The sequence below is a fragment of the Hyphomonas sp. genome (assembly GCF_037969335.1).
Classification (GTDB): Bacteria; Pseudomonadota; Alphaproteobacteria; order Caulobacterales; family Hyphomonadaceae; genus Hyphomonas.
On the sequence record NZ_JBBKXE010000193.1, the window covers coordinates 1 to 24,422 of the forward strand.

The following is a 24,422-nucleotide window of genomic DNA, read 5'->3' on the forward strand; positions in this document are numbered from 1 at the left end:
GCAACACCGCTGCAAGCGCCGCCGCGCCGCCCGGCTCCGCCACGATTTTCAGGTAGCGGAATCCAAACCGCATGGCAGCGCGCACCTCCGCATCGCGCACGACCAGACCGCCCGACAGCAGGCGTTGGCCTAGCGGGAAGGTCAGTTCACCCGGCGCAGGCGTCAGGATCGCATCGCAGAATGAGCGTGTACCCGGCGCGTTGGCGATCACGTCTCCCGCCGCCAGTGAGCGCGCCCAGTCGTCATGGCCTTCCGGTTCCGCCGCCCAGATTTTCGTGTCACCCGAAACGCCCTCGAACGCGAGCGCCACGCCGGTGATCAGGCCGCCACCGCCGGCGCAGCACACAAGGTGATCCAGTGGCGCGCCCATGGCCGCAGCCTGGCGCGCGAATTCAAGGCCGAGCGTCCCCTGTCCGGCAATGATGTCAAAGTCGTCAAAGCTGGGCACCACGATGGCGTCCCGCGCTGCGGCGAGTTCCTGTGAGATTGCCTCACGGCTTTCGGTGTTGCGATCATAGAGGTGCAGCTCGCCACCATCGGCCAGCACACCGTCCACCTTTACCTGCGGCGCATCGGACGGCATCACGATCAGGGCCGGCATGCCCAGAAGCCGCGCGGCGCGCGCGACGCCCTGCGCATGGTTGCCGGAGGAGAAGGCCACCACGCCTGCCTTGCGCCCGGCTTCGGGAATTTGAGACAACCGGTTCATCGCGCCGCGAATCTTGAAGCTGCCGGTTACCTGCAGGCATTCGGCCTTGACCAGAACCTCTGCGCCAGCTGCTGCATCGAGCGCGGGATGCGTCAGTACAAGTGTTTCACGCGCGACGCCCGCGACGCGCTGTTCAGCGGCGAGGACATCCTCAAAAGTCGGAAGGCAAAGGTCTGGGCTCATCGCCATAGCCCTAGCTGGTCACGCAGCCGTCTTCAAACCCAAAGAGAGATCAAGTTCGGGTTATGATTGGTCATAAAGTATTTGCCGCAGAACGACCGTTTGCCCGCCGTCCAGCAGGCGGCCGCTAAAGGGTGGCGGCCATCTTCCGGATCAGTTCCCGAGCACCTTCGGCGGTCTCTTCATTGTCGATGGCATGGGCCAGAACCGCTTCGAAATAACCGAGCTTTGACCCGCAATCATACTCGCGGCCTTCGAATTCGTAGGCGTAATAATCCTGCGTTTCCATCTGGCGCACCATCGCGTCGGTCAGTTGGATCTCGCCGCCTGCTCCAGCAGCCTGGTCGGCCAGAAGGCCAAAGATTTCCGGCTGCAGAATGTAGCGACCGGTGATTTTCAGGTTCGACGGCGCCGATTCCATTGGTGGCTTCTCGACCATGCCGGACATTTCGATCAGGCGACCATTGCGCGATTTCGGTGCAATCACACCATAGGAGGACACACGCTCCATCGGCACGGGATCGACGGCGACGATATTGCCGCCGACTTCGTCATAAGCCTTGACCATCTGGGCGAGGCAGGACGGCGTACTCTTGACGATCACGTCGGGCAGCAGGACGGCGAAGGGCTCGTTGCCGATGATGTCGCGCGCGCACCAGATGGCGTGGCCGAGGCCGAGCGGCGACTGCTGGCGCACGAAGCTCGCGGCGCCGGCAGGCAGAACGGTCTGCTGCACCTGCTCGAGGATTACACTCTTGCCCTTGGCCTTGAGCGAGGCTTCGAGCTCATACGAAATATCGAAATAGTCTTCGATGGCGCCCTTGTTGCGTCCGGTCACAAAAACGATGTGCTCGATTCCCGCTTCCAGCGCCTCATCAACGACATATTGGATGGCAGGCCGATCAACGACGGGCAGCATTTCCTTCGGGATGGTCTTGGTCGCGGGCAGAACCCGTGTGCCCATGCCTGCAACCGGCAAAACTGCTTTCCTGACGCGCATGGGCGGCTCCTGTTTCATATTGCATTTGCGCGACCCTATCGCCCGAAATGGACGCCAAGGCCAGAGGGGAAGCCTCGATCAGAGCGCGGCGTAGAGGATAAATCCGGCAAGCCAGGTCGACAGGCTGAGGACGAGCAGGGTCGACATGATCCTGCGCAGCGACATGCGTCTGGGCCTGGTCAGTTCCGCTGCAAGGCGGGCCTGAAGCGCATGCGCAGGCGATGCGACATGCTGCGGGGAGTCATGCTGCTCGACCGCCTTAACGCCCGACGCGCCGGACGGGGCGTTCGCTTCCGGCCGTTGCGCTTCCTGCGGCGACTGATGATGTACAGGCTGTGCGGCCATTCGACTCTCCGGTCATTTCCCCGCGATCTATGGCAGAGAGGCCCTAAGTTTTGCCTAACGGGCAGCGGCAAAATGGTTGCGAACAGACTCACCCGGCGGGTTCAAATACGCCCTTCGCATTGCGGCGCACCGCGAATACACGGGCCAGGCAGGCCGCGTCCAGGGCCGTGTCCGGCGCGCCATCGGCAACAATACGCCCCTGATCCAGAACGATAATTCGGCTGCAGAACCGCGACGCCAGATCGAGGTCGTGCACGGCTGCGACGACGGCGCGTCCGGCGGCACATTCATCCTGCAGGACCTGCATCAGGCTGAGGCGGTGGGCGATGTCCAGCGCAGCGCCGGGTTCGTCCAGCAGGAGGGCGCGTGAGGGGGTGGCAAGGGTGCGGGCAAGGTGGAGCCGGGCCTGCTCGCCGCCCGACAGCGTATGCACAGGACGGTGGCGGTAAGGTGTGGCACCTGCCCGCTCAAGCGCATCGTCGATGGCCGCGCGGTCAGCTGGACCGCACCGGTCATAGGGCGACGGGCTGGTAACGAATCGGCCGAGGGCGACAAGATCCTCGGCCATCAGGTTCCACGCGACGGGGCGCACCTGGGGCAACCAGGCGACCAGCAAGGCCCGCTCGCGATGGGTCAGCGAGGCAATGTCCGCATCACCGAAAGCGACCTTGCCGGAATGTGGCGCGAGCAGGCCCGCGATGACGCGCAACAACGTGCTCTTGCCAGCGCCGTTCGGGCCGACAAGACCGATGAATTCACGTGGCGCTACGCTGAGCGATACTTCTGCCAGAACCGGCCGGCCGCCGAGATCAACATTGATGCCGGATACATTTATCATCGGGCGCTTCCCCCCAGCCGGGCCGCAATCCAGATGAAGACCGGCGCGCCGAACAAGGCGGCTGCCACACCGAGCTTCAGTTCCTGAGCAAACGGCAGGACGCGTATCAGCACATCTGCGCCGAGCAGCATGGCACCGGCCACCAGCGCCGAAGGGAGCAGCACGAGCTGCGGATCATGCTTCACGAGCGGGCGCACGATATGCGGCGCAACCATGCCGACAAATCCAATCGTGCCCGCCACGGCCACGCTGGCTCCGGCGAGCAGCGACGTACCGATGATGATCAGCAGCCGTGTCCGGGCGGGGTTCGCGCCGAGCGATGCAGCTGTCTCTTCTCCAAGGGACAGGGCCCGGAGTGAGGGCCCCGCCATGATCACGGCCACCGCACCAAGCGCCCAGGCTGGCAGGGCAATGCCAACATCCATCCACGACCTGTTCGCGACCGATCCCAGCATCCAGTTTATCAGGTCGGACAGGCTGTAAGGATTGGGCGCGAGGTTCAGCGCCAGCGAGGTCAGCGCGCCGGCAAGGCTGGAAAGGCCAATCCCGACCAGCAGCAGTGTCACCGTGCTTGCCCCGCGCCCGGACGCGAAGAGGAGTAGCGCCACGGCAATGGCGGAGAAGATAATTGCCGCCAGCGGCACGGCGAAGCTGCCTGCGGCCGCCAGCCCGAAATAGATGGCGATCACTGCGCCGAGCGAAGCGAAGGCGGACACACCGAGCACACCGGGCCCGGCAAGGGGGTTCTGGAGCAAGCCCTGCAAGCCAGCGCCGGACAGGCCAAGCGCCGCGCCAACTCCAAACGCAGCCACGGCACGCGGCATTCGGATTTCCCAGACGATGATGCGGGCGGCCTCAGTGCCCTGCCCCATCAGGGCGGACAGTGTGACCTCAAGACCGAGATCAGCGCTACCGACAAGGGCGGAGAGTGCGAACAGGAAAAGGCAGGCAAGCGCCAGGATCAGCGAGAGATGCTTCATTGCGCGGCTTCCAGCGCGGCGGCGACGTCCTGCGCCTCATCCGCCACGAACCAGGCCGGGCATGTCAGTCGGCTTTCGGTCATGGCCACCAAGTCAGCATCCTTGAGCGCGTAGGCAAGCGCCGGATGGCGCGATACGCTCCACTGGTCGAAGGCATAGTCATCAAACCCGAAAAAGGCCGTCAGCGCGAGCCCGGGCGGATGCATCACGAGCGATTCCAGCGGTAACGAATACCAGCCCGTCCCGGTCGCGGCATTTTCGAGGCCAGCCCTGTGCATGATCGCATCGACCATTGTGCCCTTGCCTGCAGTCACGCCTCCGGGCGTTACATAGAGTGCACTGCGGCCAGTCGGTGGCGCGGCATGCGGCATGGCGGCGACAAGTGCTTCGCCACGATCCGTTTGTCCAAGCGCGGCAGCCACCTCACGCGTCACGCGCGCGGCGCCGTCCATGTCGGACGCATAGCCGATCTGAACTGTCCGAATTCCCATGCGCTCATAGAACTTCAGCGCCCGGGCATCGCCGCCCCAGCTCCGGACGACGATGTCAGGCTGGAGTGCAATCACGTCTTCGGCCAACGCACGCACCCGAGGCAGGCCAACGGCCCGCTCACGCAGGAAACTGAATGGGCGCTCGGCATCTTTCGAAAGCGCGCGGACCTGTTCACGGTCGGCCAGGCCAAGCACAAACTGGTCCGCGCAATAGTCGAGAGAGACGACAGTCGGGCGCACCTCGTCTGCTGATGCCATCGGGGCAGCCACAAGCAGGAAGAGGAGCGCCCAACGCATCATCGCAGTTTCAGTCCTATGAAGGCCGCCGCGCCCGGCGTTTCATAGCCGTACACGTCTGTCGCCGTTTCATCGAACAGGTTTTCACCCCGAAGCGTCAACGCCATCCGCTCGCTCAGTGGAAATTCGAGGCTGGCCGAGAACAGCGTGTAAGCGTCCAGCGTCACCCGCCGCGACGGGAAACTTCCGAAGTCGAAGTCGTCCTGCTCACCAACATAATCGAGTGCCGCGCCGAGGCGCAGGCCATCCGCATCCGGCTGCCAGTCGACCGACAGCGACGCCGTCGAGTCCGGTACGCGGATCTCGTCGCTACCATCGTCGCTCTCACTTTGCAGGAAGGTTGCCTGGCCTGCGATCGACAATGCGCTGGTGGCATCCCAACGGCCTGACAGTTCGACACCACTGCGCTTGGATTTGCCGGCCCGATTGAGGGCCGTTGAATTAAAGTTGACGTCAAAGGCTGTGTAGATTTCGTCTTCGAGATCGGCCTCGAAGTAGGTTGCTGACAAAACCGTCGGACCAACCTGCTGGTCCCAGCCAATTTCCCAGCTTGTCGACTGTTCGGGCTCGAGGTCCGGATTACCGATGAAGCTGCCGGGGAAGAAGCCAAACAGTTCCGTGAACGTTGGGTTCTTTACGCCCGTGCCGACCGAGGCCCGCGCCCGGCCATTCACGGCGTCGAAGCCGTAGCCTGCACCGACGCGCCATGTCGTTGCATCGTCGAACCGGCCATCATTGTCGTCGAACCGACCGGAGGCGGTGAGATCGAGTGCGCCGAGGGCAACCCGGTATTCCGCTGCAACGCCAACGCTTTCGAACGTTTCCGAGGCATTGGTGAAGCCGCCATAGACGACATCCGTGCGATCATAGTCTTCCTTCTCATAGTCCACGAGACCGATCAGTTCCTGGTTGCCGAAAGTGATAGAAGGGCTCCATGACGCTTTCAGGCGTTCGCCGGTCGATTCGTCCGTCTTGGCGCCATCAGTCGTGTTCTCGCGGGCAACTTCGTTGAAGCTGGCGCGGAAGATATGATCCACCTGCCCCGTCACACCGGCGAGCGAAGCGCCGACCAGGTACTGGTCGGCTTCGGTTTCCTGGTCTGTATTGTCGAGCAGGCCATCATAGTCCGTGTCGGAGTCGAGATCCGCCGTCGAGCGGCGGGCAATGGCGAGACCGGACAGGGTCCAGTCCGCGTTGAGGTCCAGCGCGGCCCGCGCAATGCCGGAGAAAGCATCCGAGCCATCGTCTTCGCCGTCCTGCCCGGCCACATCGACGCCGCCCGTTGTGAAGCCTGAAAGCCCGGCGCCAAAACGCAGGCCGCCAGTCTGGCCGGCATAGGTAGCGCTGGCACGGGCTGTATCCTGCGTGCCGACTTCACCGAAGGCCTGCACGCCTTCTGCCGCTTCAGTCGACAGGGACACGACACCGCCAATGGCATCGGAGCCATAGATTGACGAGGCCTCACCGCGCAGCACTTCAACACGCGTCGCGCCAATGCCTGTCAGCAAGCCGAAATCGGTTTCGCCGTTGACCGGGTCGGACACTTCAATCCCGTCGAGCAATACGAGCGTGTGATTCGCCTCGGCCCCGCGCAGGCGCACCTGGCTGAGCGCACCGACGCCGCCAGACCGCGATATGGCAACGCCCGGCACGGCGCGCAGCTGGTCGGCGACATTGGGCGACCGACGGATAGACAAGTCATCAGCCGTCAGGACGCTGACGCTGGCTGTGACATCGTCTGTCGGTTCGGGCCTGAGGCCCACGACTGAAATGGTTTCAAGATTCAGGTTCGTTTCCTGCGCCCATGCGGCACTGGAAACAGCAAGCACAGCTGCGCCGGCCAGAAGGTATTGTTTGAGCATCGCTCACACTCCGTTTGTCCCGGCGCACTGGCCGGGCGTTACACCAAAAGTGTCGCGTAGACGGAGTATTAGCCTCCGCTGCCATTGGCCTGAACCCGGACCAGGGCAAACGACGGCAAGAGGCAGGTCTCCTGACTTGCGGATCGATGGAAAAGACCGCCTTCCCGGGTTGCCCCAGTGGCTTAGTGGCCGAGTCCTATCCGCTTACAGTTGCGGGCACAGCGCCGGATTTTAACCGGCTTCCCTTTTCACCTGCGATTAAGCAGGCACCTTTTGCGTGACGTGGCTTTAGTCTGCCGATTTGCGGAAGGCAAGATCAAAGCGGGTGCAGCAAGTGTCCGCCATCGACCACGATCGTGGATCCGGTCATGAAGCTGCCGGCATCGGAGGCGAGCAGAAGGAGCGGGCCAGACAGTTCGGTCAGGTCGCCGATTCGCCGCTGGGCAATCCGGCGAATCATTTTCTGGCCCTCGTCGGACTCGAGGAACTCATCATTGATTTCTGTCTTGAAATAGCCCGGCGCGATCGCGTTCACGCGAACGCCAAAACGCGCCATCTCCAGCGCCATCTGGCGCGTCATGTGGTCAACACCTGCTTTGGAAACCGAATAGGCGGTTGTCATCATCTGTGGGCGCAGGCCGGTGATCGATGCGATATTGATAATCGAACCGGGCACTTTCGCCGCCGTCATCGCATTGGCGCCATGCTTGGCGACGCGCCAGACGCCGGTGAGATTGGTGTCGATCACGGCATTCCAGTCATCTTCGGCCATTTTCGTGAACCAGCCTTCGCGAGACATGCCGGAATTGTTGACGATGACGTCACACGGGCGGCCAAGCGCCTCGGCGATCTCCGCGAATCCCCCGGTGACACTTTCCTCGCTCGTCACATCCATTTCGACCGGCAGCGCCTTGCCGCCCCGCTTTTCAATCTCTGCTGCAACCGATTCAAGGCGATCCATCCGCCGCGCGGCCAGGACGACATGGGCGCCTGCCTCGGCCAGGACGCCCGCAAAATGGCGCCCCAGACCGCTCGACGCTCCGGTAACCAGCGCCGTTCGATTAGCCAAACTAAACATACCCATGCCTTCGATCTCCAAATTTCATGTTGCGTCGCGCAATATTTTGCCTCTATTTCAGCCTCATGAAAATATCAGTGCTGAGGGAGCGACGCTCCGGTGAGACCCGTGTGGCTGCAACACCGGAGACCGTCAAGAAATTGGTTGGTCTGGGACATTCTGTAACCGTCGAGACGGGTGCAGGGGTTGTGGCAGGCTTTATGGATGAGGCCTACAAGGCCGAAGGAGCGACGATTGGCAGTAGTGCCGCCGACGCCGCCAAGGGCGCCGATGTGGTGTTCAAGGTGCGCGGGCCGGAGGTCGCCGAAGTTGCGGCCTTGCCGGACGGCGCGGCCCTGCTCGCCCTAATGGACCCGTTCGCGCTGGAGCCCGGTCTGCTCGATGCGCTCAACGCGAAAAAAATCGCGGCCATGTCGATGGAATTCACCCCGCGCATCTCGCGCGCGCAGTCGATGGACGCCCTGTCCTCTCAATCCAACCTCGCTGGCTACCGCTCCATGATCGAAGGCGCCCATATCTATGGCCGGGCCATGCCGATGATGATGACCGCCGCAGGCACCGTGGCCCCGGCCAAAGTATTCATCATGGGCGTCGGCGTTGCCGGCCTCCAGGCCATCGCGACCGCCCGCCGCCTCGGCGGGGTCGTGACGGCGACGGACGTACGTCCTGCCGCCAAGGAACAGGTCGCCTCGCTTGGCGCCAAGTTCATCGCGGTCGAGGATGAAGAGTTCAAGGCAGCTGAAACCGCTGGCGGATACGCTAAGCAGATGTCGCCTGAATACCAGGCCAAACAGGCCGAACTGACGGCATCCCATATTACCAAGCAGGACATCGTCATCACCACGGCCCTGATTCCCGGCCGGGCCGCCCCGGTTCTCGTGACCGAGGCGATGGTAAAAACCATGAAACCCGGTTCGGTCATCATCGACATGGCCGTGGCCCAAGGCGGGAACTGCCCGCTGTCGAAGGCCGACGAGATCGTCGAAGTCGGCGGTGTGAAGATCGCGGGTTTCTCAAACCTGCCAGCCCGCCTGCCAGCTGATTCGAGTTCGCTCTATTCCAAGAACCTGTTCGCTTTCCTGCCGCTGGTGACCGCCGAAGACGGCGCGCTCAACCTCGAAACCGATGACGAAATCGTCACCGCCATGTTGCTGACGCGCAATGGCGAAACCGTGAATGACAGGGTGAAATCATGAAACGCCTCAGCAGCCTCGCCGCAACGGCGTTCCTACTCGCCGCACCTGCCTTTGCAGAGTCCGGCGGCGTCAACCCGACCATCTTCCTCGCCGCGATCTTCGTTCTGGCCTGTTTCATCGGCTATTACGTGGTCTGGAGCGTGACACCCGCACTGCATACGCCCCTGATGGCCGTGACCAACGCGATCTCGTCGGTCATCATCGTCGGCGCGCTCGTCGCAGCAGCCGCTGCCGGGCTGACCGCTGACAACTGGACGGCCAAGATCCTCGGCGGCGTCGCCGTCATGCTCGCCAGCGTCAACATATTCGGCGGCTTCCTCGTCACCCAACGCATGCTCGCCATGTATAAAAAGAAGGGGGAGTAGTCTTATGGACAGTTTCCACTCCACCTGGGCGCCAGCCCTCTATCTCGTTGCCGGCGTACTCTTCATCCTCGCCCTTCGCGGCCTGTCCAGCCCGGCCTCCAGCCGCAAGGGCAATCGGAATGGCATGATCGGCATGGCGATTGCCGTCGGCACAACCATTGCCCTGCTCTGGAACCAGCTCGACCCGGTCACATGGGGCATCATCCTCGGTGGTGTTGCCATCGGCGGCACCATTGGTGCCGTGATCGCCAAGCGTATCGCAATGACGTCCATGCCGCAGCTTGTCGCTGCCTTCCACAGCTTGGTCGGCCTTGCCGCCGTGCTTGTGGCCGCAGCTGCGCTATATGCTCCCTCGGGCTTCGGCATTGCCGACGCTGAAGGCATCCATGTCGCATCCCTGATCGAACTGTCGCTCGGCTCGGCCATCGGCGCGCTCACCTTCACGGGCTCGCTGATCGCCTTCGCCAAGCTCAATGGCAATATGGGCGGCGCGCCGATCATGCTGCCCGGCCGGCACGTGCTCAACTCTGCCCTCCTTCTCGGCATTATCGTGCTTGTCGGCGTCCTGATGGCCAGCCATGGCCATGCGCACTGGGCCTTCATTACCCTGACCGTGCTGGCCCTGATCCTTGGCATCACGCTGATCATCCCGATCGGCGGCGCCGACATGCCCGTCGTCGTGGCGATGCTGACCTCCTATTCCGGCTGGGCCGCAGCGGCGCTCGGCTTCACGCTCGGCAATTTCGCCCTGATCATCACCGGCGCGCTTGTCGGTTCGTCGGGTGCAATCCTCTCCTACATCATGTGCAAGGGCATGAACCGGAGTTTCATCTCGGTCATCCTCGGCGGCTTCGGCGGTGACGATGCGGCCGCTGCAGCGGGCGGCGTACAGGTCGACCGTCCGTTCAAGCGCGGCTCGGCCGAGGACGCAGCCTTCATCATGAAGAACGCCTCCAAGGTCATCATCGTGCCGGGCTATGGCATGGCGGTGGCGCAGGCCCAGCACGCCCTGAAGGAAATGGCGGACAAGCTGAAGGAAGAAGGCGTCGAAGTGAAATATGCCATCCACCCCGTTGCGGGCCGGATGCCGGGTCACATGAACGTTCTCCTCGCTGAAGCGCAGGTGCCCTATGACGAGGTCTTCGAACTGGAAGACATCAACTCGGAATTCAGCACGGCTGATGTCGCCTTCGTCATCGGCGCGAACGACGTCACCAACCCGGCCGCCAAGACCGACAAGACGTCGCCGATCTACGGCATGCCTGTCCTCGACGTGGAAAATGCCGGCACGGTGCTCTTCATCAAGCGTTCGATGGGCTCAGGTTATGCCGGCATCCAGAACGAACTCTTCTTCCGCGACAACACAATGATGCTGCTCGCAGATGCCAAGAAGATGGTCGAGGATATCGTCAAGAACCTCTGATCGGCGACAGACCGGAACGGATACGGGCGCTGGCCTCTGCATCGATTGTGCAGTCGCCAGCGCCCGCTTTCGTTTTCAGGGCCGCCGCCAGCGCGTCCACACGTAGTCCCGCCACGACAAGCCCAGGCGCGATCTCGGCCAGCGGCGCCAGCACGAACAGGCGCTCGGCCATGCGCGGATGTGGCAGCGTCAGCGTTTCGCTCTCGCGCGTCACGTCCGCGATGACCAGCAGGTCGATATCGATCTCTCGCGGCCCCCAGCGCTCCCCGTCCGTGCGCCCCAGCGTCCGCTCAATACCCTTGACGACATCCAGTAGGGCCACCGGCGCAAGGCCGGTATCGATGATCGCGCAGAGGTTCAGGAACTCGCCCTGATCGGTCTTGCCCCATGGCTGCGTCCGATACACCGACGATACGGAAACGAGTGAGCAATCGGGCCGGGCGTCAATCATCTGCAGCGCTGCGACGAGATAAGCGGCCCGGTCTCCCATGTTAGAGCCGAGACTGATTGCGACCTCAGCCATCGCGGCTGCGCGTGACCGTCACGCCAACATGGTCGACGGCATACTTGATCGGCGCCGATGGCTTGCGCACGGTGATGGTAACAGTCTGCACCAGCGGGAACTGTTTGAGAATCGCCTCGGCCAGTTTGTGCGCCAGCGTTTCGATCAGGTTGAACACAGTCGCTGCGGACAATTCCGTGGCGAGATCACACAGTTCGCCATAATGCACGGTATCGCTCATCCGGTCAGCGGCATCCTCTGGTCGCGCTACGGCACAGTCGATGTCGACCATGAACCTTTGGCCAAGCGACTTCTCCGCATCCATGACGCCGTGATGGCCATGTATGTGCAGGTTTGAAACGAAAATCCGGTCTGTCATCCTGCCTCGCCAATCGCTGTCCATATTTTCAATGCATCCGCATGGGCGGCCACATCGTGGACCCGCAGGATTGAGGCCCCTCTCTGGACGCTGGCAAGGGCTGCGGCAAGCGATCCGGTCAACCGGTCTCCGACCTCTCGGTCCAACAGCTTGCCGATGAACGACTTGCGCGACACGCCAACCAGCACGGGCGCGCCAAAGTCATGCAGAACATCCAGGCGGGCCAGCACGCCGAAATTTTGTTCCCATGTCTTGGCGAAGCCGATTCCCGGATCGAGTATCATATGCTCACGTGGAATCCCTGCTGCTGCTCCGCTGGCGAAGGCCTCAGCAAAGAAGGCACGCATATCATCGACCAGATTGAGGCCTGCATCAGCCGTTCCGCGATTATAGGTCACAACCACTGCGCTCTGCGTTTGGGCGACAGCAGCGGCCATCAATGGATCGCGGGTCATGCCCCAGATATCGTTGATGATGACGGCGCCGGCGTCTGCTGCCGCATAGGCGACATCGGCCTTGTATGTATCAACCGAGACCACACGCTTGCCGTCTGCGCAAAGCGCCGGGATCACGGAGAGCACACGCTCCGCCTCGTCTTCCGCGCTCACGGGCCGCGCGCCGGGGCGTGTCGATTCGCCTCCAACATCAATAATGTCGGCGCCGTCCGCGATCATGGCATCGGCCTGAATCAGGGCCGATTCGGAATCGAAGTAGTCACCACCATCAGAAAATGAATCAGGCGTCACATTGAGGATACCCATCAACAGGGTCCGCGTGCTCACGCGAGCCAGGATATCATCCCGCATATCTGTGCGTTTTACGCGATGTGAGAACATGTGTTTGGTCTTCAGCCTGCCCTATCCTGCTTATAGTCTGGCATTTGCGACAGGCAATACGCTCTCGCCAATCTAGCGTTTGGTCTCAACGCCCGGATCGTTTTGCGAATAGGCGTCTTCGAGTGCTTCCATATCGGGGGATGGCTTGATGGCCCCCGGGGTCGCGTCGCGTTCGCCCTTGTCGGCGTTCAGCGTGTCGGCTGCGTTTGGCGCGCGATCATCATCGGAGCTTATGACGGGATGGCGCCGATCGTCGATGTGCACGCCGCCGTTCCCCGCCGGGCGCGGCTGACCGTCATCGCGCATCACGCCATGGTCGTCGCCCATGTCTTTCGCCTCGCCCCGACGGAAACCCGCCTCGGCGGTTTCATCCTCGCGTCCCGGCGTCTCGCCATAACCGCGCTGCTCGCTGAGGTCCTGTTCGCGTTGCGGGTCCTGGTCGGCTTTTTCATGTGGCATATTCGTCTCCTGTGTGTGGAGAGCCAACGTCGCAGCCCGATGCACGTTCCATGGCGTGCAAAGCCGGTCCTGCCAGGACGCGGCAGCTTGCGGCTTCAAAATAAGGGAGAATGGTGTGCCCAGCAGGGTTCGAACCTGCGACCTACTGATTAAAAGTCAGTTGCTCTACCAGCTGAGCTATGGGCACGCCGAACGCGCCATTTAGGCAACGGCGCTTCCCGGGTCAACCGCTACCTGCACAGGCTGGCTTGATGTCGCCATATTTTTCGCATCACGCTAGGTTCATGAACATGAAAATCCTTTGCCTTGGCGCCATGCTCGCGCTTGCAGCCTGCGCCAGTAACCCGACGACACCACAGCCGACCAACAACCCGGGTGATCCCTCCCTGCGCGATAATGTCGGGACAGCGGCCGGGAGCGCCGTGGAACAGACTCGCGAGGGCCTGCCGAACGCCGCGCTGTCGCCGCTTGAGGACTTCAACCTGCGTCGCACGGAGATTCCGCCCCTCCTCGAAGCCATCGAGAGCCCCTATGACCTGTCTCCCGTCCTGTCATGCGAAGAGGTCGAAGCCCAGCTTGCGAAGCTCGACCGCGTCCTGGGGCCCGACTGGGACACGCCCAATCCTGACGAACGCCTGCGTACCGAGATCCTGGCCGATTCGGCCGCCGAAGCGACGCTGGACATGCTGGCGTCCGAAGCCCGAGGCTTCATCCCGTTCCGAGGCCTGATCCGCAAGGCAACGGGCGCCGAAAGCCATGAAAAGAAATACAACAAGGCGTTCAAGATCGGCGCCCAGCAACGCGCCTATCTGAAGGGATACGGTCTCGCCAAAGGCTGCCCGCCCCCTGCCCGACCGGATTTCCTCGCAATACCCTTCGGAAATGACGACATCCTGTTCAAGGGCGACGCGCCTCAGCCCCTTCCCGAGCCTATCCGGCTGTCTCCGCCTTCGGCGACGACTTTGTCCCAGCCCATGCCGTCGACAGTCGAGAGCGAAGGGCTTCAAACCGTCCCTCCTGAATACTGAGGCGAATTTCCGCCATCAGCGCCTGGAAGAAGGCGGTGTTGTGCCAGCTGAGCAGCATCGGTCCCAGATACTCTCCCGCCTTGAACAGGTGATGGTAATACGCCCGCGAATAGTCGCGGCTGGCCGGGCAATCCACAGCGTCGTCAATCGGCGACAGGTCCTCGGCGAATTGCGCATTCTTCACATTGACCGGCCCGGCCCAGGTCCAGGCCTGTCCGTGGCGGCCTGACCGGGTTGGCAGCACGCAGTCGAACATGTCGATGCCCCGCGCGACGCTCTCCACAAGATCAATCGGCTTGCCGACACCCATCACATAGCGCGGCAGGGCATCAGGCAGGTGCGGAACCGTCATGTCGATCGTGGCGCACATCTGCTCGTGCCCCTCGCCCACAGCGAGGCCGCCAAGCGCGATACCGCCGAAGCCTTGCCCCACGACGCCCTTGGCCGACTGTTCGCGCAGATCAGCGAAGTTGGAGCCCTGGACGATGCCGAACAAGGTTTGCGTCTCCCGGTCGCCGAACGCATCTAGCGAGCGCTGGCCCCAGTCGAGCGACAAGGTCAGGCTTCGCTCGGCTTCGGCATGGGTGCAGGGGAAATTGGTGCATTCGTCCAGCTGCATGGAAATGTCGGCGCCAAGGAGGTCAGCCTGTATCTCGATGCTTCGCGCCGGCGTCAGGCGGTGCGTCGAGCCGTCGATATGGCTTTGGAAGGTCACGCCATCGGCGTCCATCTTGCGCAGCTGGGCAAGGCTCCAGACCTGGAAGCCGCCGCTATCGGTCAGCATAGGGCCGCTCCAGCCCGAGAATTTGTGGAGCCCGCCGAGGCGTTTCACGCGCTCTGCGCCCGGCCGCAGCATCAGGTGATATGTATTGCCGAGGATGATATCTGCCCCTGCCGCCTTCACCTGGTCCATGTAGAGGGCCTTCACCGTGCCAGCCGTGCCCACGGGCATGAAGGCCGGCGTGCGTATCTCGCCGCGCGGCGTGGTCAGCGTGCCGGTGCGGGCCGCACCTTCGGTCGCTTTGATCTTGAAAGGGAATGTCGCCATGCGCGAGGCCTATAAGCGTTGCGCCGCATCATGCCTAGGCTTCCGATGCGTCACGGCTTGAAGCGACTGCGCGCACAGCGCATGCTGAAAGAAAACGAGGGACGGAAATGAAAGATCTGGCTGGCAAGACGGCATTCGTAACGGGCGCAGCATCAGGCATCGGCCTGGGTATCGCGACCGCCCTGGCGCAAGCGGGCGTCAAAGTGATGATGGCAGACATCGAGAAGGACGCGCTCGACAAGGCGATCAGCGACCTCAGGCTGACCAATGCCGACGTCGAAGGCGTCATCGCCGACGTCTCGCTGAAGGACCAATTGCAGGCCGCAGCTGACGCGACCATCGAACGCTTCGGCAAGGTCCACATCCTCGTCAACAATGCCGGCGTCGGGGGCGCAGGCGGCTATGGTCAGTGGAACGATGCCGCGTGGGACTGGACCATCGGTGTCAACCTGATGTCGGTCGTCTGGGGGTTCGAAATTTTCGGCCCGCTGATCGAATCGCACGGTGAAGGCGGCCAGATCGTTTCGACAGCCTCGATGGCTGGCCTCGTCGCCGCGGTCGCACCCGCCTATAATGTCACGAAATATGGGGTCGTGGCCTTGTCAGAAGGCCTGCGTCAGGAACTGGCCCCACGCGGAATCGGCGTGTCGGTGCTTTGTCCGGGCTTCATCCGCACGAAAATCATGGAATCGGGACGCAACCTGCCGGGACGGTTTGCGAGCCAGATCGATGTCGACGCAGCAGCAGCGCAGGCGTCCGAGTCGGAGTTTGCCAAGATGGCGGCCGATCTCATCAACAAGGGCATCGATCCGCTCTATGTTGGTGAACTGGTGCGCGAAGCCATTGAGGAAGACTGGCCTTACATCCTCACCGACACGATGTTTGAGGCGGGCGTCGACGAACGTTTCGCAGCGATCAAGGCAGGTTTTGACAGGATCCGGGACCGGACACCCCGGCACTAGAACTCAATTTCAGCGCCAATCAGTTCCGGCAATTGCAGGACGATCAGGAGGTCGCGCATTTCCTGGCGCGCGGCCACATGGCTCATCGTGAAGGACACGTTGGAGCCCTTCTCGGTCAGGTCGAGCAGGGTCAGGCCGGCGGGAAAGAGTTCGCGATAGATCACACGCTCGGAGAGGCCCGGCGCAAGGCGGAAGCCGATGCGCTTGGACAGGTTCTCGAGCGCTTCGCCGACGCGTTCCTTGTTCTTGGCCGCCAGCGGCGACATGCGATTGCGCATCACGATCCAGTCGATCGGACGGCGGCTCGCCTGGGCCTTCTTCTTGCGGCACGACCAGACCATTTCCGAATAGAAGCTGGGCCGGATCACTTCGAGTGTCTGCGGGTTCACGTCGCCCAACAGGTCGAAATCGACGAAACTGTCATTCAGCGGCGTGATCAGGCTGTCAGCGCTGACATGCGCGAGGCGCGACAGGAATGTGTCACCGCCGGGCGCATCGACCAGAACGAAATCACAGGCCTTTTTCAGGCGCGCGAGACTGGTCAGGAAACGCTGGGTTTCTTCGGCTTCCGCCTTGTCGAGATCACGCTCGGTACTGGCATCGACGCGGATGATTTCCGGCATTGGCAGCTTGGCACCGGTAGATGTCATCCAGCGCAGGCGATTTTCGAGATAGCGGGTCAGGGTACGCTGGCGCACGTCGAGATCGACGATGCCAACTTTCTTGCCCATGCGCATCAGCGCCACGGACAGGTGCATGGAAACGGTGGACTTTCCGGCGCCGCCCTTTTCGTTGCCAACGACAATCACCCGCGCATCGCGTTGCTGCACTGACATGTCCGGGACACCCACCTGACTTACCGGGGCGAATCCATCAGCGGGCATGTTGGGCGACTCCACACGATCTCAGCGGTTGAAACGGCAAGGAACGAATCCTCAGGCGACGCGCGAAACTGCTTCGCCGCCGCGGCGGACAAGAGCAGGCATGAAGGCTGGCTGTTCTTCGAACAGGTCAGCATCTTCCATCGGAGCCGGGCCATAACTTGCTGCCATCGGCTCGCCTTCGAAGAGCATCGCATCCGCGACCATTGCACCGAACGGCACGCCTTCGGGCATCAGGTCCAGCACGGGTGCGTGCGTCGAAATCTGTGTGAGCAGTGACCGCAATCCGCTGAGGGCACCCGAAACGCGCGACATCTCGCGGGAGAAGACATAAGCCTCTGCCGAAACAGGCGTTTCGCGGCGGTCGAACATCCACTCGTCGGACATATGGTCCGGGTCAATTGATCGGATTCGCGGCTCCGGGGCCGAAGCTTCAAGCATTCTGGACCTGCCAGCAGCCAGACGAAGGGCTGCAGAAAGCGCGAAAGACTTAATCGGAGCAAGGATGCGGTGTGTCATGTCTTGGAAAATCCCCTGTTTGGGTTAACAACACGTTTACTTCATAGCCAGTCGGGGCCTTTTCAAAGTGAATTCGAGTACAGGTAAACCGGTCACGGTTGTGAGCACGCGCGCCCAGTTGGGACAGCATATCCGGACATGGAAGCAGGCAGGCGAGACAGTCGGATTCGTGCCGACAATGGGCGCCCTGCATGCAGGCCACCTGTCACTCGTTGAAAAAGCACGGGAAAAGACTTCAAAGACCGTCGCGAGCATCTTCGTGAACCCCACGCAATTTGCCCCGGGAGAGGATTTCGACACCTATCCGCGCGACACCGATGCGGACATTGCGAAGCTCGCATCGGTCGGCTGCGATTTAGTGTATTTGCCATCTGTTGAAGAGATGTATCCGCCCGGCAACACCACGAACGTGCGAGTCGAAGGCATGTCGGACCTGCTCGACGGGGGCTACCGCCCCCACTTTTTCTACGGCGTCGCGACGGTCGTCGCCCGCCTGTTCCTGCATGTTCAGCCCGACGTCGCCGTGTTCGGCGAGAAGGATTACCAGCAGCTGCAGATCATCCGCCGGATGGTGCGCGATCTCGGCTTTCCTGTGGACATTCTCGGCGGCGAGACAACCCGGGACGCCGACGGACTCGCCCAGTCATCCCGCAATCTCTACCTGACGCCTGAGGAGCGAATCGCTGCGGCCGCGCTCCAGGCGGCCTTGCATCGCGCTGCAGTGCGACTGTCGATTGGCACGATGCCCTCCGTGGCGCTGGACGAGGCGCGCGCGCTGGTCATGGCATCGGGATTCCGCCAGCTCGACTATGTCAGCCTTGTCGATCCGGACACGCTGATCGACTTGCCCGACGCGCCGCTGGCCCCGGGTACGGTTGCGCGTCTGCTCGGCGCGGCCTGGATCGGCAAGACGCGCCTGATCGACAATATCAGCGCGACGCGGTGAAATCCTTCAGGGCGGCGAGGACGGCTTCATTGTCGTCCGCCGACCCGACGCTGATCCGCAGGCGCGTCGGCAGGCCGTAACCGCCAACGGCGCGCACGAGGATGTCACGATCCTTCAGGAAGGCATGGGCGTCCGCCGCGCGCTCAGCCGAGCCGAAATCGGGGATCACGAAATTGGCGTGCGAGACCGGCGTCGTCAGGCCCATCGCGTTGAGGGCATCAATCATCTTCGCGCGCCAGAGCGAGTTGTGCTCGCGGCTCATGGCGATGAAGGCCGGGTCGCTGATGCTGGCAATGCCGGCGGCCACGGCGAGGCTGTTGACGTTGAACGGGCCTCGAATGCGCTGGAAGGTTTCTGCAATCTCCTGTGGCAGGTAGGCCCAGCCAAGGCGGGCCGCCGCGAGGCCGTGGATCTTCGAGAAGGTTCGCATCATCACCGTGTTGGGGCGCCGGTCGACGAGATCGCGGATCGCCGCCTCATAGTCCGGGCCGACATATTCGGCATAAGCGCCATCAATCACGAACAAGACATGAGGCGGCAGGGCGTCCTGCAATTGCGCCAGCGCCTCAACCGGCATCATTGTGCCGGTCGGGTTGTTGGGATTGGCGAGGAACAGGATTCTGGTGCGTTCGGATACGCCGCCCAGAATCGCATTGGCACCCGCCGTCAGGTCTGTTTCGGGCACCGAGATGCAGGCCGCGCCGTGCGCCGTTGCCGAGACAGCGTACATGGAAAAGGCATGCTCGGTCTGCAGGATTTCATCGCCCAGCCCGGCATAGCATTGCGTCAGCAGGTGGATAATCTCATCAGAGCCGGACGAGACGGCGATCCGGTTCGGATCCTTGATGCCCGCAGCAGCCGCGATGGCTTCGCGCAGCGCGCCATAGGTCGGATCGGGATAGACGTGCACACTGGCCGCCGCCTCGCGCATCGCTTCGATGGCCAGCGGGTTGGGCCCGAACGGGTTTTCGTTCGAGGCCAGCATCACGACCGGCCCCTTGGCGCCGGCGAGCTTGCCGCCGGGGACATAGGGTTTGGTCTTCAGGATGTGCGGAAGCGGGCGAATGTCAGTCATGACCGGCGGTTACACCAAAGCAGGCTGCCGGGAAATCCCGTTCTTTACCGCGGTCCCAATGAAAACAGGCCGCCTTGCGGGGGCGGCCTGTATCAAAACGGGAGAGTGGAACGCTCAGTTCACCGAACCGTAGTCGGCCCCGGCCTCTGTAAAATAGGCGCGCCAGAACGCTTTCACATCGGCCAGCGGCAGGTCGTATATCTGGCGCGGAACGATGCGCGCGACGACCTGGACCTTGTCCATGTGCGGCTTGGTCTGGCCGAGTTTCGAGCCGAGATAGGCGTCATAGTCGGCGCCGACCTTGTAGAAGGAGAAGCCGTCCGAATGCTGCATCAGGTCGGACACGACAACGACGCGGCGGTTCTCATTGGTCGACTGGAAGTCGGCCCGGTCAGCGATCGTGTAGAGCGCCTCGAACAGGGGCGAGCTTGGCTGGCGGGTGTCCTGGAGCGCGGTTTCGATCTCGGCGATCAGCGGCTTGTAGAAGTCGGACTGCCAAGCCTGTTCGATCATTTTCGGATTCTGCGTGATCGGGTTGGCGTCAGCAACGCTGCCGGGCGAGCATTTGACGAAGATGACCTTCGGATCATAGGGGCTGGCTGCATTCGGCGTCATCACCGTGAGGCGCCCGTATTTTGGCAGGGCCCGGGCTTCATTGTCGACGAACTCATGCACCCAGTCGAGATCGTTCGGATTGAACGGATCGGACTGGTCAAGCAGGATGACCGTATGCGCCGGGTCCTTGCGGTCCATGCGACAGCTGGTTTCGGCCATCACGCTTGGCGGGATATTGAAGGCGACCAGCGCAAACAGTCCGAACACGCCTGACAGCATCAGGCCGATCATGCCGCGCCAGAACCACGGTCCTTTTTCTCGTCTTCTTGCCATCGTCTATTCTCCTGGCCCCGCCCTCAGGCGCGGCGCGCTTCGTCCACGGAAACGAAGGCCTTGCCGGCAGACTTGCCGTCACGAACCTTCTCGACTTCTTCGCCCACTTTTTTCTCGATGCTCGAGAGGCCCTTCTGGACCTGCTGGATATGTGTCTCCAGCCATTCACGGCTCATGTTGAGAGCCTTGAGATTCTGGTCGATCGCCTTGATCGCCGCGTTCGCCTGGTCACGCTCTTTCGTGTAATCGAAAGGCGGCAGTTGCGGCGTGACGATCTCGTCGAAATAGGCCGGGCATGCCGCCTGCTCGCCAAGCTTGTCGCGCAACTGGTTGCGATGGCGGCGGTGCGCCTGGCGGTAGGCGACCTTGAGCGAACGCTCCTGGTCAGCCGCCTTGGCCGCGATGGCAACAGCGATGTCGCGGCGCGATTCCAGCTCGTTCATGGATTTCTCGATTTCACGCTTGGCAGCCGCATGGCGCGAGAGCTGGGTCTCGAACCACATGCGGCACTGGGTGAAATAGTCCGACAGGTCATCGCGCACGCCATTGCGCACCTGCTGGCGGCGCTCATAGGCCTTGCGTTCCTTGCGCCAGACGCGGCCATAGCCGGGATAGCTGTCGGAAATGCGGTCATAGCCTTCATAGACGGCGAGACCGAACACGGTGAGGCCCATGAACAGGAGGCCCATGGCGATGAAGCTATCGAGGCCAATGATGTTCGGGAACATGCCGGACATCACCGACGCGGGCGATATGTCGAACATGGAGAATTCGCCCATCGTACCAGCCGCAGTCGCGGCGATCAGGCCGGTCTCCACGGCATCACGGAAATGCGCGACAAAGAAGTTCAGGAACAGGCCGCTCAACAGGCCGAGCGCCATGATCGCCCCGCCGCAGACGCGGGCGGCGATGTTCGGGTGATTGAACGCGTAGCGAATGCCGAAGAAGCCGGTGACGACCGCTATACAGACGTTCACTGCGCTGACAGCGAAGGCGATCATCAGGCCGCCCATCAGGCCGGACGACTGGGCATCCTTGAACAGGAGCGCATTGAAGCCGCCTTCGAGCAACATGATGAAGACGAGGATCGCGACGGTCTGCTCGACATTCTTCTTGATGTCGGGCGTCCGGTCGCCGATCCGGTCACCATGGCGCGCGCGGAATGTCTGCAATTCGGTGATGGCGGCGTCATGGCTCTCTTTTGCCTCTGACCGGTCATCCATCTCGTGATGGCGGTATTCGTTTTCTTCCGACTTGATCGCTTCGCGCAACTGGTCAGGATAGATGTCGACCGGCGTACAACCGTGAAGGAAATTGCGGACGCTGGCGGCGGTCGTGCTGAGCCAGGTGGTCAAGCCACGGCGCACGGTTTCGGCGCGCTCGGCGATCTGCTGCTCGCGTTCGCTCCACTGGTCCTGCGTGATCGCATCCGAGGCCGGAATTGCGTCAGCCGCATCATTCTTGGCGTCGCGCTTGGTCAGCGTGCGATTGAAGCCGAGTTCGCCCTGGGCCAGCTTTCCCTTCAGGCCGAAATCCGACAGTTCTGCTGTGGTTTCCAGTGGCTTGATTTTCGACTGGCATCCAACGTCTGCACCCCAGCGCACAGTTTTCTTCAGCATTGTATTACCTCTTAACAACGGACGGCTTGGTATTAACCTTCGCTGACAATGCGCCGGACGCGTAAACAGAGCGTGAAAGCCCGCCACTTCTTGCAGATAGGTAATGTTGGTTAACGCCGCCCCTGTTGCCGCGGGGGGCGGGGTTAATTTCCCAAGACTATTCAAGCGCCTGAGTTAACAGAGATGGCCGCAGCCGCCCTATTGGGAGCAGCTGCGGCCACTAAGAATTTAATAATGCTGCAGGCAGCTTTTGGCCGTGGCCTATGCGCAACACTAGTTACAGGCCGGTCTTGCGGGCCCTATTCAGCCGGTGCCGGTGAGGTGATTTGCGGAACCTCGGTGAAGGGCTCGATGCCGAAATAGGGATAGATCTCGCTCGGGAAGTAGACGACGCCGTCCTTGGCCACGAGTTCGATCGTCTTGATCGCCTTCAGGTCCTCGACCGGATTGCCAGGCACGAGGAAGAAGTCGGCCTTCTTGCCGGGCGTGATCGAGCCGATTTCACCGCCAAGCCTCACATAGTCGGCGGCCTCCTGCGTCGCGCGGGCGAGGATCTCGGCCGGGGTGAAGCCGACTTTCTGGTAGAGCTCCAGTTCCCGGTGCAGGGTGAAAGACCCGCCCATGTCGGTGCCCATGAGAATGAGGATGCCGCGATCCTTCATCCGCTTGAGCGTGCCCGTGATCTGGTCGAAGGCGCCAGCATAGGCGGCATCATCTTCCGGGGTCTCGATATTCGACCAGGCCGCACGGGCATCGCGCTGGACGCCGACCGGCATGTGATCGACATAATCCGCCATGCCGGCCTGGACTTCGCCATTGCGTGACAGGAGCAGGGCTTCATGGATGGCATAGGTCGGATCGATGGAGACATTGTTGGCGACCATGAGATCGAGCGTGTGCCGGACCTGTTCGCTGTCGAGATCGACCTTGGGCAGGCGCTGCAGGGCGGTGAGGCGCAAGAGCGTGCGGGTGTCTTCACCCTCTTCAAGCACCCAGCCCAGCATGACCTGGTTGATATGGGTCATCTCGTCATAGCCGGCCTCGATCATGGCATTGGCATTGGTGAAGGCCGGAACGTGGCCGGTGACGCCAAGTCCACGTTTCTTCGCTTCGGCGACGACGGCGGGCACCCAGGCCGGGTTCATCGAGTTGTAGATCTTGACCTGGAAATAGTCGCCCTGGTCGGCATACCAGTCGACGGCGGCGACGGCTTCTTCCTCGCTGGAAACGAGCATGCCGTTATTCGAATTGAACGGGCTCTTGCCCTCGATGAATCCGTTCCGGACGATGCGGGGACCGGCGAGCGTTCCGTCTCCGATCTTGCCGATCAGTTCGGCCAGTTTGGCATTGTCATTGCCCATGTCGCGGATCAGCGTGACGCCGGCGGCGATATTGAGCAGGGCATCGTCCTGGCCGACATGGCCGTGCATGTCCGCGAGGCCGGGAATGAGGGTGCCACCCATGCCGTCGATGACGGTTTCGTCGGGATGGCTGGCATTGGCGGCTTCGATGGCCTTGATCGTAGTGCCTTCAACGCGGACCGAGACCGGGCCGGTGAGGGCTTTCTTGACGGGATCGAAAATCCGGACGTCGGCAATGCGGAGCGGGCCGTCGAAGGTGTGGGCGGTTGCGGCCTGGATGGCCTCGTAACGGGCCGATGCGAGGCGGACGGCCAGCGCGGTCAGCTGGGCTTCGGCGCCTTCATAGCCCTTGCGGACGATCAGGAAGCGCGGCGTGACGAGCGCGAACAGCTCGTCTTCGCCGTCCATCAGGAAATAGGTCGGGTCGAGGCTTTCGCCGGTCAGGGCGTAGGCCGTGGTGGCAATGGGTTCCGGGCCGCCGTCGACGGTGACGTCTTCGAGCGCTTCAAGGCGCAGGGCCCCCGCAGGCCAAGCGGGCAGCGTGTGGTCTTCGTCGGCGAGCAGGGCCTGGGCATAGACCGAGAGCGCATAGGGCGAGGCGTTCTGGGCGATGTAGATGCGCGGCTCGGTCGCCGGCTCGCTGCCCGGGCCGGTCGTGTCGACCCAGCTGGCCGTGCCGTCATCGAGGGCGAAGGTTTCGGCGACCTTGTTGCCGAACGTGGTGTTGCCATCGATGGTCCAATGGGTCGGCAGGCCGTCTGCGCCGAGGATGATCGTCTCGGCCATTGTCGGGCCGCGGCCATTATTGCTGTAGGCGTAGTCGACCTGGATGTCGGCGCCGATCGTCGTGGCGGTTAGCTCGCCGATATCGGCGCCAAACAGGCGGATCGTATAGGCTTCGGTGACCGGTTGCGGCGCGGCGGGCGCTTCGACGAGGGTCTCCGGTTCGACCGGTGCATCATGGGTACAGGCCGTGAGCAGGAAGGCGCCTCCCAGCGCCGCCAGTGTGAGCCGGTTGAACATCGCGTTTCCTCCAGAAAGCCGAACGCCGTTGCGGCGCCATCAGCAATCTAGGTGGCACAGATGATCGGAGGAATCCAGAATGCGGGGCAAAAGTTTGCGACGCCTGTGAGGGCGCTAGGGGGTGGGGTGTGC

General features: G+C 62.4%; 25 protein-coding genes, 1 tRNA gene and 1 riboswitch. Of the genes, 6 read left to right on the plus strand and 20 right to left on the minus strand.

From position 1 onward, the window contains the following. The 8 genes from AADA04_RS14365 to AADA04_RS14400 form a co-directional block, all read right to left on the minus strand. Positions 1-892, minus strand: an 892-nt coding sequence (locus AADA04_RS14365) for a threonine/serine dehydratase (protein ID WP_340693966.1), incomplete at its 3' end; no start/stop codon positions are given. A gap of 124 nt (positions 893-1,016) precedes the next feature. Further along, complete coding sequence (gene galU / locus AADA04_RS14370) at positions 1,017-1,889, minus strand: UTP--glucose-1-phosphate uridylyltransferase GalU (protein WP_340693967.1); 873 nt, start codon at positions 1,887-1,889, stop codon at positions 1,017-1,019. 78 nt (positions 1,890-1,967) lie between these two features. After that, positions 1,968-2,234 carry a hypothetical protein gene (locus AADA04_RS14375; protein ID WP_340693968.1) on the minus strand — a complete coding sequence of 89 codons (267 nt, stop codon included), beginning with the start codon at positions 2,232-2,234 and terminating at the stop codon, positions 1,968-1,970. A gap of 88 nt (positions 2,235-2,322) precedes the next feature. Next, positions 2,323-3,072: an ABC transporter ATP-binding protein gene (locus AADA04_RS14380; protein WP_340693969.1), complete on the minus strand. Its 750-nt coding sequence runs from the start codon at positions 3,070-3,072 to the stop codon at positions 2,323-2,325. Next, a complete protein-coding gene (locus AADA04_RS14385; RefSeq protein ID WP_340693970.1) occupies positions 3,069-4,052 on the minus strand; it encodes an iron ABC transporter permease in 984 nt (327 codons plus the stop codon). Before AADA04_RS14385 ends, AADA04_RS14380 begins: the two co-directional genes overlap by 4 nt. Continuing rightward, positions 4,049-4,843 (minus strand): ABC transporter substrate-binding protein, encoded by a 795-nt coding sequence (locus tag AADA04_RS14390; protein WP_340693971.1) that lies wholly within the window; start codon positions 4,841-4,843, stop codon positions 4,049-4,051. Before AADA04_RS14390 ends, AADA04_RS14385 begins: the two co-directional genes overlap by 4 nt. Continuing rightward, complete coding sequence (locus AADA04_RS14395; RefSeq protein ID WP_340693972.1) at positions 4,840-6,702, minus strand: TonB-dependent receptor; 1,863 nt, start codon at positions 6,700-6,702, stop codon at positions 4,840-4,842. The genes AADA04_RS14390 and AADA04_RS14395 overlap by 4 nt, the downstream gene beginning before the upstream one ends. A 103-nt stretch (positions 6,703-6,805) precedes the next feature. Continuing rightward, a riboswitch (cobalamin riboswitch) is annotated at positions 6,806-6,991 on the minus strand. 27 nt (positions 6,992-7,018) lie between these two features. Beyond that, positions 7,019-7,786, minus strand: a complete 768-nt coding sequence (locus AADA04_RS14400) for an SDR family oxidoreductase (protein WP_340693973.1) — start codon at positions 7,784-7,786, stop codon at positions 7,019-7,021. Positions 7,787-7,845: 59 nt separating this feature from the next. Here AADA04_RS14400 and AADA04_RS14405 point away from each other — a divergent pair, with 59 nt between their 5' ends. From AADA04_RS14405 to AADA04_RS14415, 3 genes are read left to right on the plus strand one after another with little or no spacing between them, the layout of a single operon-like run. Continuing rightward, complete coding sequence (locus AADA04_RS14405) at positions 7,846-8,976, plus strand: Re/Si-specific NAD(P)(+) transhydrogenase subunit alpha (protein WP_340693974.1); 1,131 nt, start codon at positions 7,846-7,848, stop codon at positions 8,974-8,976. After that, positions 8,973-9,341, plus strand: coding sequence for a proton-translocating transhydrogenase family protein (locus AADA04_RS14410; RefSeq protein ID WP_340693975.1), 369 nt, complete (start codon positions 8,973-8,975; stop codon positions 9,339-9,341). The genes AADA04_RS14405 and AADA04_RS14410 overlap by 4 nt, the downstream gene beginning before the upstream one ends. A gap of 4 nt (positions 9,342-9,345) precedes the next feature. Then, complete coding sequence (locus tag AADA04_RS14415; RefSeq protein ID WP_340693976.1) at positions 9,346-10,764, plus strand: NAD(P)(+) transhydrogenase (Re/Si-specific) subunit beta; 1,419 nt, start codon at positions 9,346-9,348, stop codon at positions 10,762-10,764. Here AADA04_RS14415 and folK read toward each other — a convergent pair. The 5 genes from folK to AADA04_RS14440 all read right to left on the minus strand — a co-directional run bounded on the left by folK (position 10,751) and on the right by AADA04_RS14440 (position 13,127). Continuing rightward, entirely contained in the window at positions 10,751-11,287 is a 537-nt protein-coding gene (gene folK / locus AADA04_RS14420) for a 2-amino-4-hydroxy-6-hydroxymethyldihydropteridine diphosphokinase (RefSeq protein ID WP_340693977.1), read from the minus strand. The genes AADA04_RS14415 and folK overlap by 14 nt on opposite strands. After that, complete coding sequence (folB, locus tag AADA04_RS14425; protein WP_340693978.1) at positions 11,280-11,645, minus strand: dihydroneopterin aldolase; 366 nt, start codon at positions 11,643-11,645, stop codon at positions 11,280-11,282. The genes folK and folB overlap by 8 nt, the downstream gene beginning before the upstream one ends. Next, the gene (folP, locus tag AADA04_RS14430; protein WP_340693979.1) at positions 11,642-12,427 is read right to left on the minus strand and encodes a dihydropteroate synthase; all 786 of its coding nucleotides are present in this window, start codon (positions 12,425-12,427) and stop codon (positions 11,642-11,644) included. The genes folB and folP overlap by 4 nt, the downstream gene beginning before the upstream one ends. A 126-nt stretch (positions 12,428-12,553) precedes the next feature. Then, positions 12,554-12,940, minus strand: coding sequence for a hypothetical protein (locus AADA04_RS14435; RefSeq protein WP_340693980.1), 387 nt, complete (start codon positions 12,938-12,940; stop codon positions 12,554-12,556). Positions 12,941-13,051: 111 nt separating this feature from the next. Beyond that, positions 13,052-13,127 (minus strand) — tRNA-Lys (locus tag AADA04_RS14440). A gap of 97 nt (positions 13,128-13,224) precedes the next feature. On the opposite strand from AADA04_RS14440, the gene AADA04_RS14445 reads away from it, so the two are divergent. Continuing rightward, positions 13,225-13,968 carry a hypothetical protein gene (locus AADA04_RS14445; protein WP_340693981.1) on the plus strand — a complete coding sequence of 248 codons (744 nt, stop codon included), beginning with the start codon at positions 13,225-13,227 and terminating at the stop codon, positions 13,966-13,968. Here AADA04_RS14445 and tgt read toward each other — a convergent pair. Then, complete coding sequence (gene tgt, locus AADA04_RS14450; protein WP_340693982.1) at positions 13,871-15,016, minus strand: tRNA guanosine(34) transglycosylase Tgt; 1,146 nt, start codon at positions 15,014-15,016, stop codon at positions 13,871-13,873. The two genes, AADA04_RS14445 and tgt, sit on opposite strands and share 98 nt — an antisense overlap. A 107-nt stretch (positions 15,017-15,123) precedes the next feature. On the opposite strand from tgt, the gene AADA04_RS14455 reads away from it, so the two are divergent. Continuing rightward, entirely contained in the window at positions 15,124-15,978 is an 855-nt protein-coding gene (locus AADA04_RS14455) for an SDR family NAD(P)-dependent oxidoreductase (protein ID WP_340693983.1), read from the plus strand. Here the strand turns inward: AADA04_RS14455 and AADA04_RS14460 are convergent. Together AADA04_RS14460 and AADA04_RS14465 are read right to left on the minus strand one after the other, a co-directional pair. Then, positions 15,975-16,862, minus strand: a complete 888-nt coding sequence (locus tag AADA04_RS14460; RefSeq protein ID WP_340693984.1) for a division plane positioning ATPase MipZ — start codon at positions 16,860-16,862, stop codon at positions 15,975-15,977. The genes AADA04_RS14455 and AADA04_RS14460 overlap by 4 nt on opposite strands. 51 nt (positions 16,863-16,913) lie before the next feature. Further along, positions 16,914-17,300, minus strand: a complete 387-nt coding sequence (locus tag AADA04_RS14465; RefSeq protein ID WP_340693985.1) for a hypothetical protein — start codon at positions 17,298-17,300, stop codon at positions 16,914-16,916. A 145-nt stretch (positions 17,301-17,445) separates the two neighbouring features. Between AADA04_RS14465 and panC the strand changes: the two genes are divergently transcribed. Beyond that, complete coding sequence (panC, locus tag AADA04_RS14470) at positions 17,446-18,324, plus strand: pantoate--beta-alanine ligase (protein WP_340693986.1); 879 nt, start codon at positions 17,446-17,448, stop codon at positions 18,322-18,324. On the opposite strand, the gene hisC is transcribed toward panC, so the two are convergent. The 4 genes from hisC to AADA04_RS14490 form a co-directional block, all read right to left on the minus strand. Continuing rightward, positions 18,308-19,399, minus strand: coding sequence for a histidinol-phosphate transaminase (gene hisC, locus AADA04_RS14475; RefSeq protein WP_340693987.1), 1,092 nt, complete (start codon positions 19,397-19,399; stop codon positions 18,308-18,310). The two genes, panC and hisC, sit on opposite strands and share 17 nt — an antisense overlap. 114 nt (positions 19,400-19,513) lie before the next feature. Further along, complete coding sequence (locus tag AADA04_RS14480; protein WP_340693988.1) at positions 19,514-20,287, minus strand: hypothetical protein; 774 nt, start codon at positions 20,285-20,287, stop codon at positions 19,514-19,516. A 23-nt stretch (positions 20,288-20,310) separates the two neighbouring features. Then, positions 20,311-21,906 (minus strand): hypothetical protein, encoded by a 1,596-nt coding sequence (locus tag AADA04_RS14485; RefSeq protein ID WP_340693989.1) that lies wholly within the window; start codon positions 21,904-21,906, stop codon positions 20,311-20,313. A 299-nt stretch (positions 21,907-22,205) separates the two neighbouring features. Then, on the minus strand, positions 22,206-24,290 hold the full coding sequence (locus AADA04_RS14490; RefSeq protein WP_340693990.1) for an amidohydrolase family protein: 2,085 nt from the start codon (positions 24,288-24,290) through the stop codon (positions 22,206-22,208). Positions 24,291-24,422 lie beyond the last annotated feature (132 nt).

Bases quoted from the DNA above. Each gene is read 5' to 3' on its own strand.
- AADA04_RS14380 (WP_340693969.1), bottom strand. From the start codon at position 3,072: ATGATAAATGTATCCGGCATCAATGTTGATCTCGGCGGCCGGCCGGTT.
- AADA04_RS14375 (WP_340693968.1), bottom strand. From the start codon at position 2,234: ATGGCCGCACAGCCTGTACATCATCAGTCGCCGCAGGAAGCGCAACGG.
- AADA04_RS14435 (WP_340693980.1), bottom strand. From the start codon at position 12,940: ATGCCACATGAAAAAGCCGACCAGGACCCGCAACGCGAACAGGACCTC.
- AADA04_RS14460 (WP_340693984.1), bottom strand. From the start codon at position 16,862: ATGCCCGCTGATGGATTCGCCCCGGTAAGTCAGGTGGGTGTCCCGGAC.
- AADA04_RS14395 (WP_340693972.1), bottom strand. From the start codon at position 6,702: ATGCTCAAACAATACCTTCTGGCCGGCGCAGCTGTGCTTGCTGTTTCC.
- AADA04_RS14410 (WP_340693975.1), top strand. From the start codon at position 8,973: ATGAAACGCCTCAGCAGCCTCGCCGCAACGGCGTTCCTACTCGCCGCA.
- AADA04_RS14415 (WP_340693976.1), top strand. From the start codon at position 9,346: ATGGACAGTTTCCACTCCACCTGGGCGCCAGCCCTCTATCTCGTTGCC.
- AADA04_RS14465 (WP_340693985.1), bottom strand. From the start codon at position 17,300: ATGCTTGAAGCTTCGGCCCCGGAGCCGCGAATCCGATCAATTGACCCG.
- AADA04_RS14455 (WP_340693983.1), top strand. From the start codon at position 15,124: ATGAAAGATCTGGCTGGCAAGACGGCATTCGTAACGGGCGCAGCATCA.
- AADA04_RS14445 (WP_340693981.1), top strand. From the start codon at position 13,225: ATGAACATGAAAATCCTTTGCCTTGGCGCCATGCTCGCGCTTGCAGCC.
- AADA04_RS14480 (WP_340693988.1), bottom strand. From the start codon at position 20,287: ATGGCAAGAAGACGAGAAAAAGGACCGTGGTTCTGGCGCGGCATGATC.
- folK (WP_340693977.1), bottom strand. From the start codon at position 11,287: ATGGCTGAGGTCGCAATCAGTCTCGGCTCTAACATGGGAGACCGGGCC.
- AADA04_RS14490 (WP_340693990.1), bottom strand. From the start codon at position 24,290: ATGTTCAACCGGCTCACACTGGCGGCGCTGGGAGGCGCCTTCCTGCTC.
- hisC (WP_340693987.1), bottom strand. From the start codon at position 19,399: ATGACTGACATTCGCCCGCTTCCGCACATCCTGAAGACCAAACCCTAT.
- AADA04_RS14400 (WP_340693973.1), bottom strand. From the start codon at position 7,786: ATGGGTATGTTTAGTTTGGCTAATCGAACGGCGCTGGTTACCGGAGCG.
- folB (WP_340693978.1), bottom strand. From the start codon at position 11,645: ATGACAGACCGGATTTTCGTTTCAAACCTGCACATACATGGCCATCAC.
- AADA04_RS14405 (WP_340693974.1), top strand. From the start codon at position 7,846: ATGAAAATATCAGTGCTGAGGGAGCGACGCTCCGGTGAGACCCGTGTG.
- AADA04_RS14485 (WP_340693989.1), bottom strand. From the start codon at position 21,906: ATGCTGAAGAAAACTGTGCGCTGGGGTGCAGACGTTGGATGCCAGTCG.
- AADA04_RS14385 (WP_340693970.1), bottom strand. From the start codon at position 4,052: ATGAAGCATCTCTCGCTGATCCTGGCGCTTGCCTGCCTTTTCCTGTTC.
- AADA04_RS14390 (WP_340693971.1), bottom strand. From the start codon at position 4,843: ATGATGCGTTGGGCGCTCCTCTTCCTGCTTGTGGCTGCCCCGATGGCA.
- tgt (WP_340693982.1), bottom strand. From the start codon at position 15,016: ATGGCGACATTCCCTTTCAAGATCAAAGCGACCGAAGGTGCGGCCCGC.
- galU (WP_340693967.1), bottom strand. From the start codon at position 1,889: ATGCGCGTCAGGAAAGCAGTTTTGCCGGTTGCAGGCATGGGCACACGG.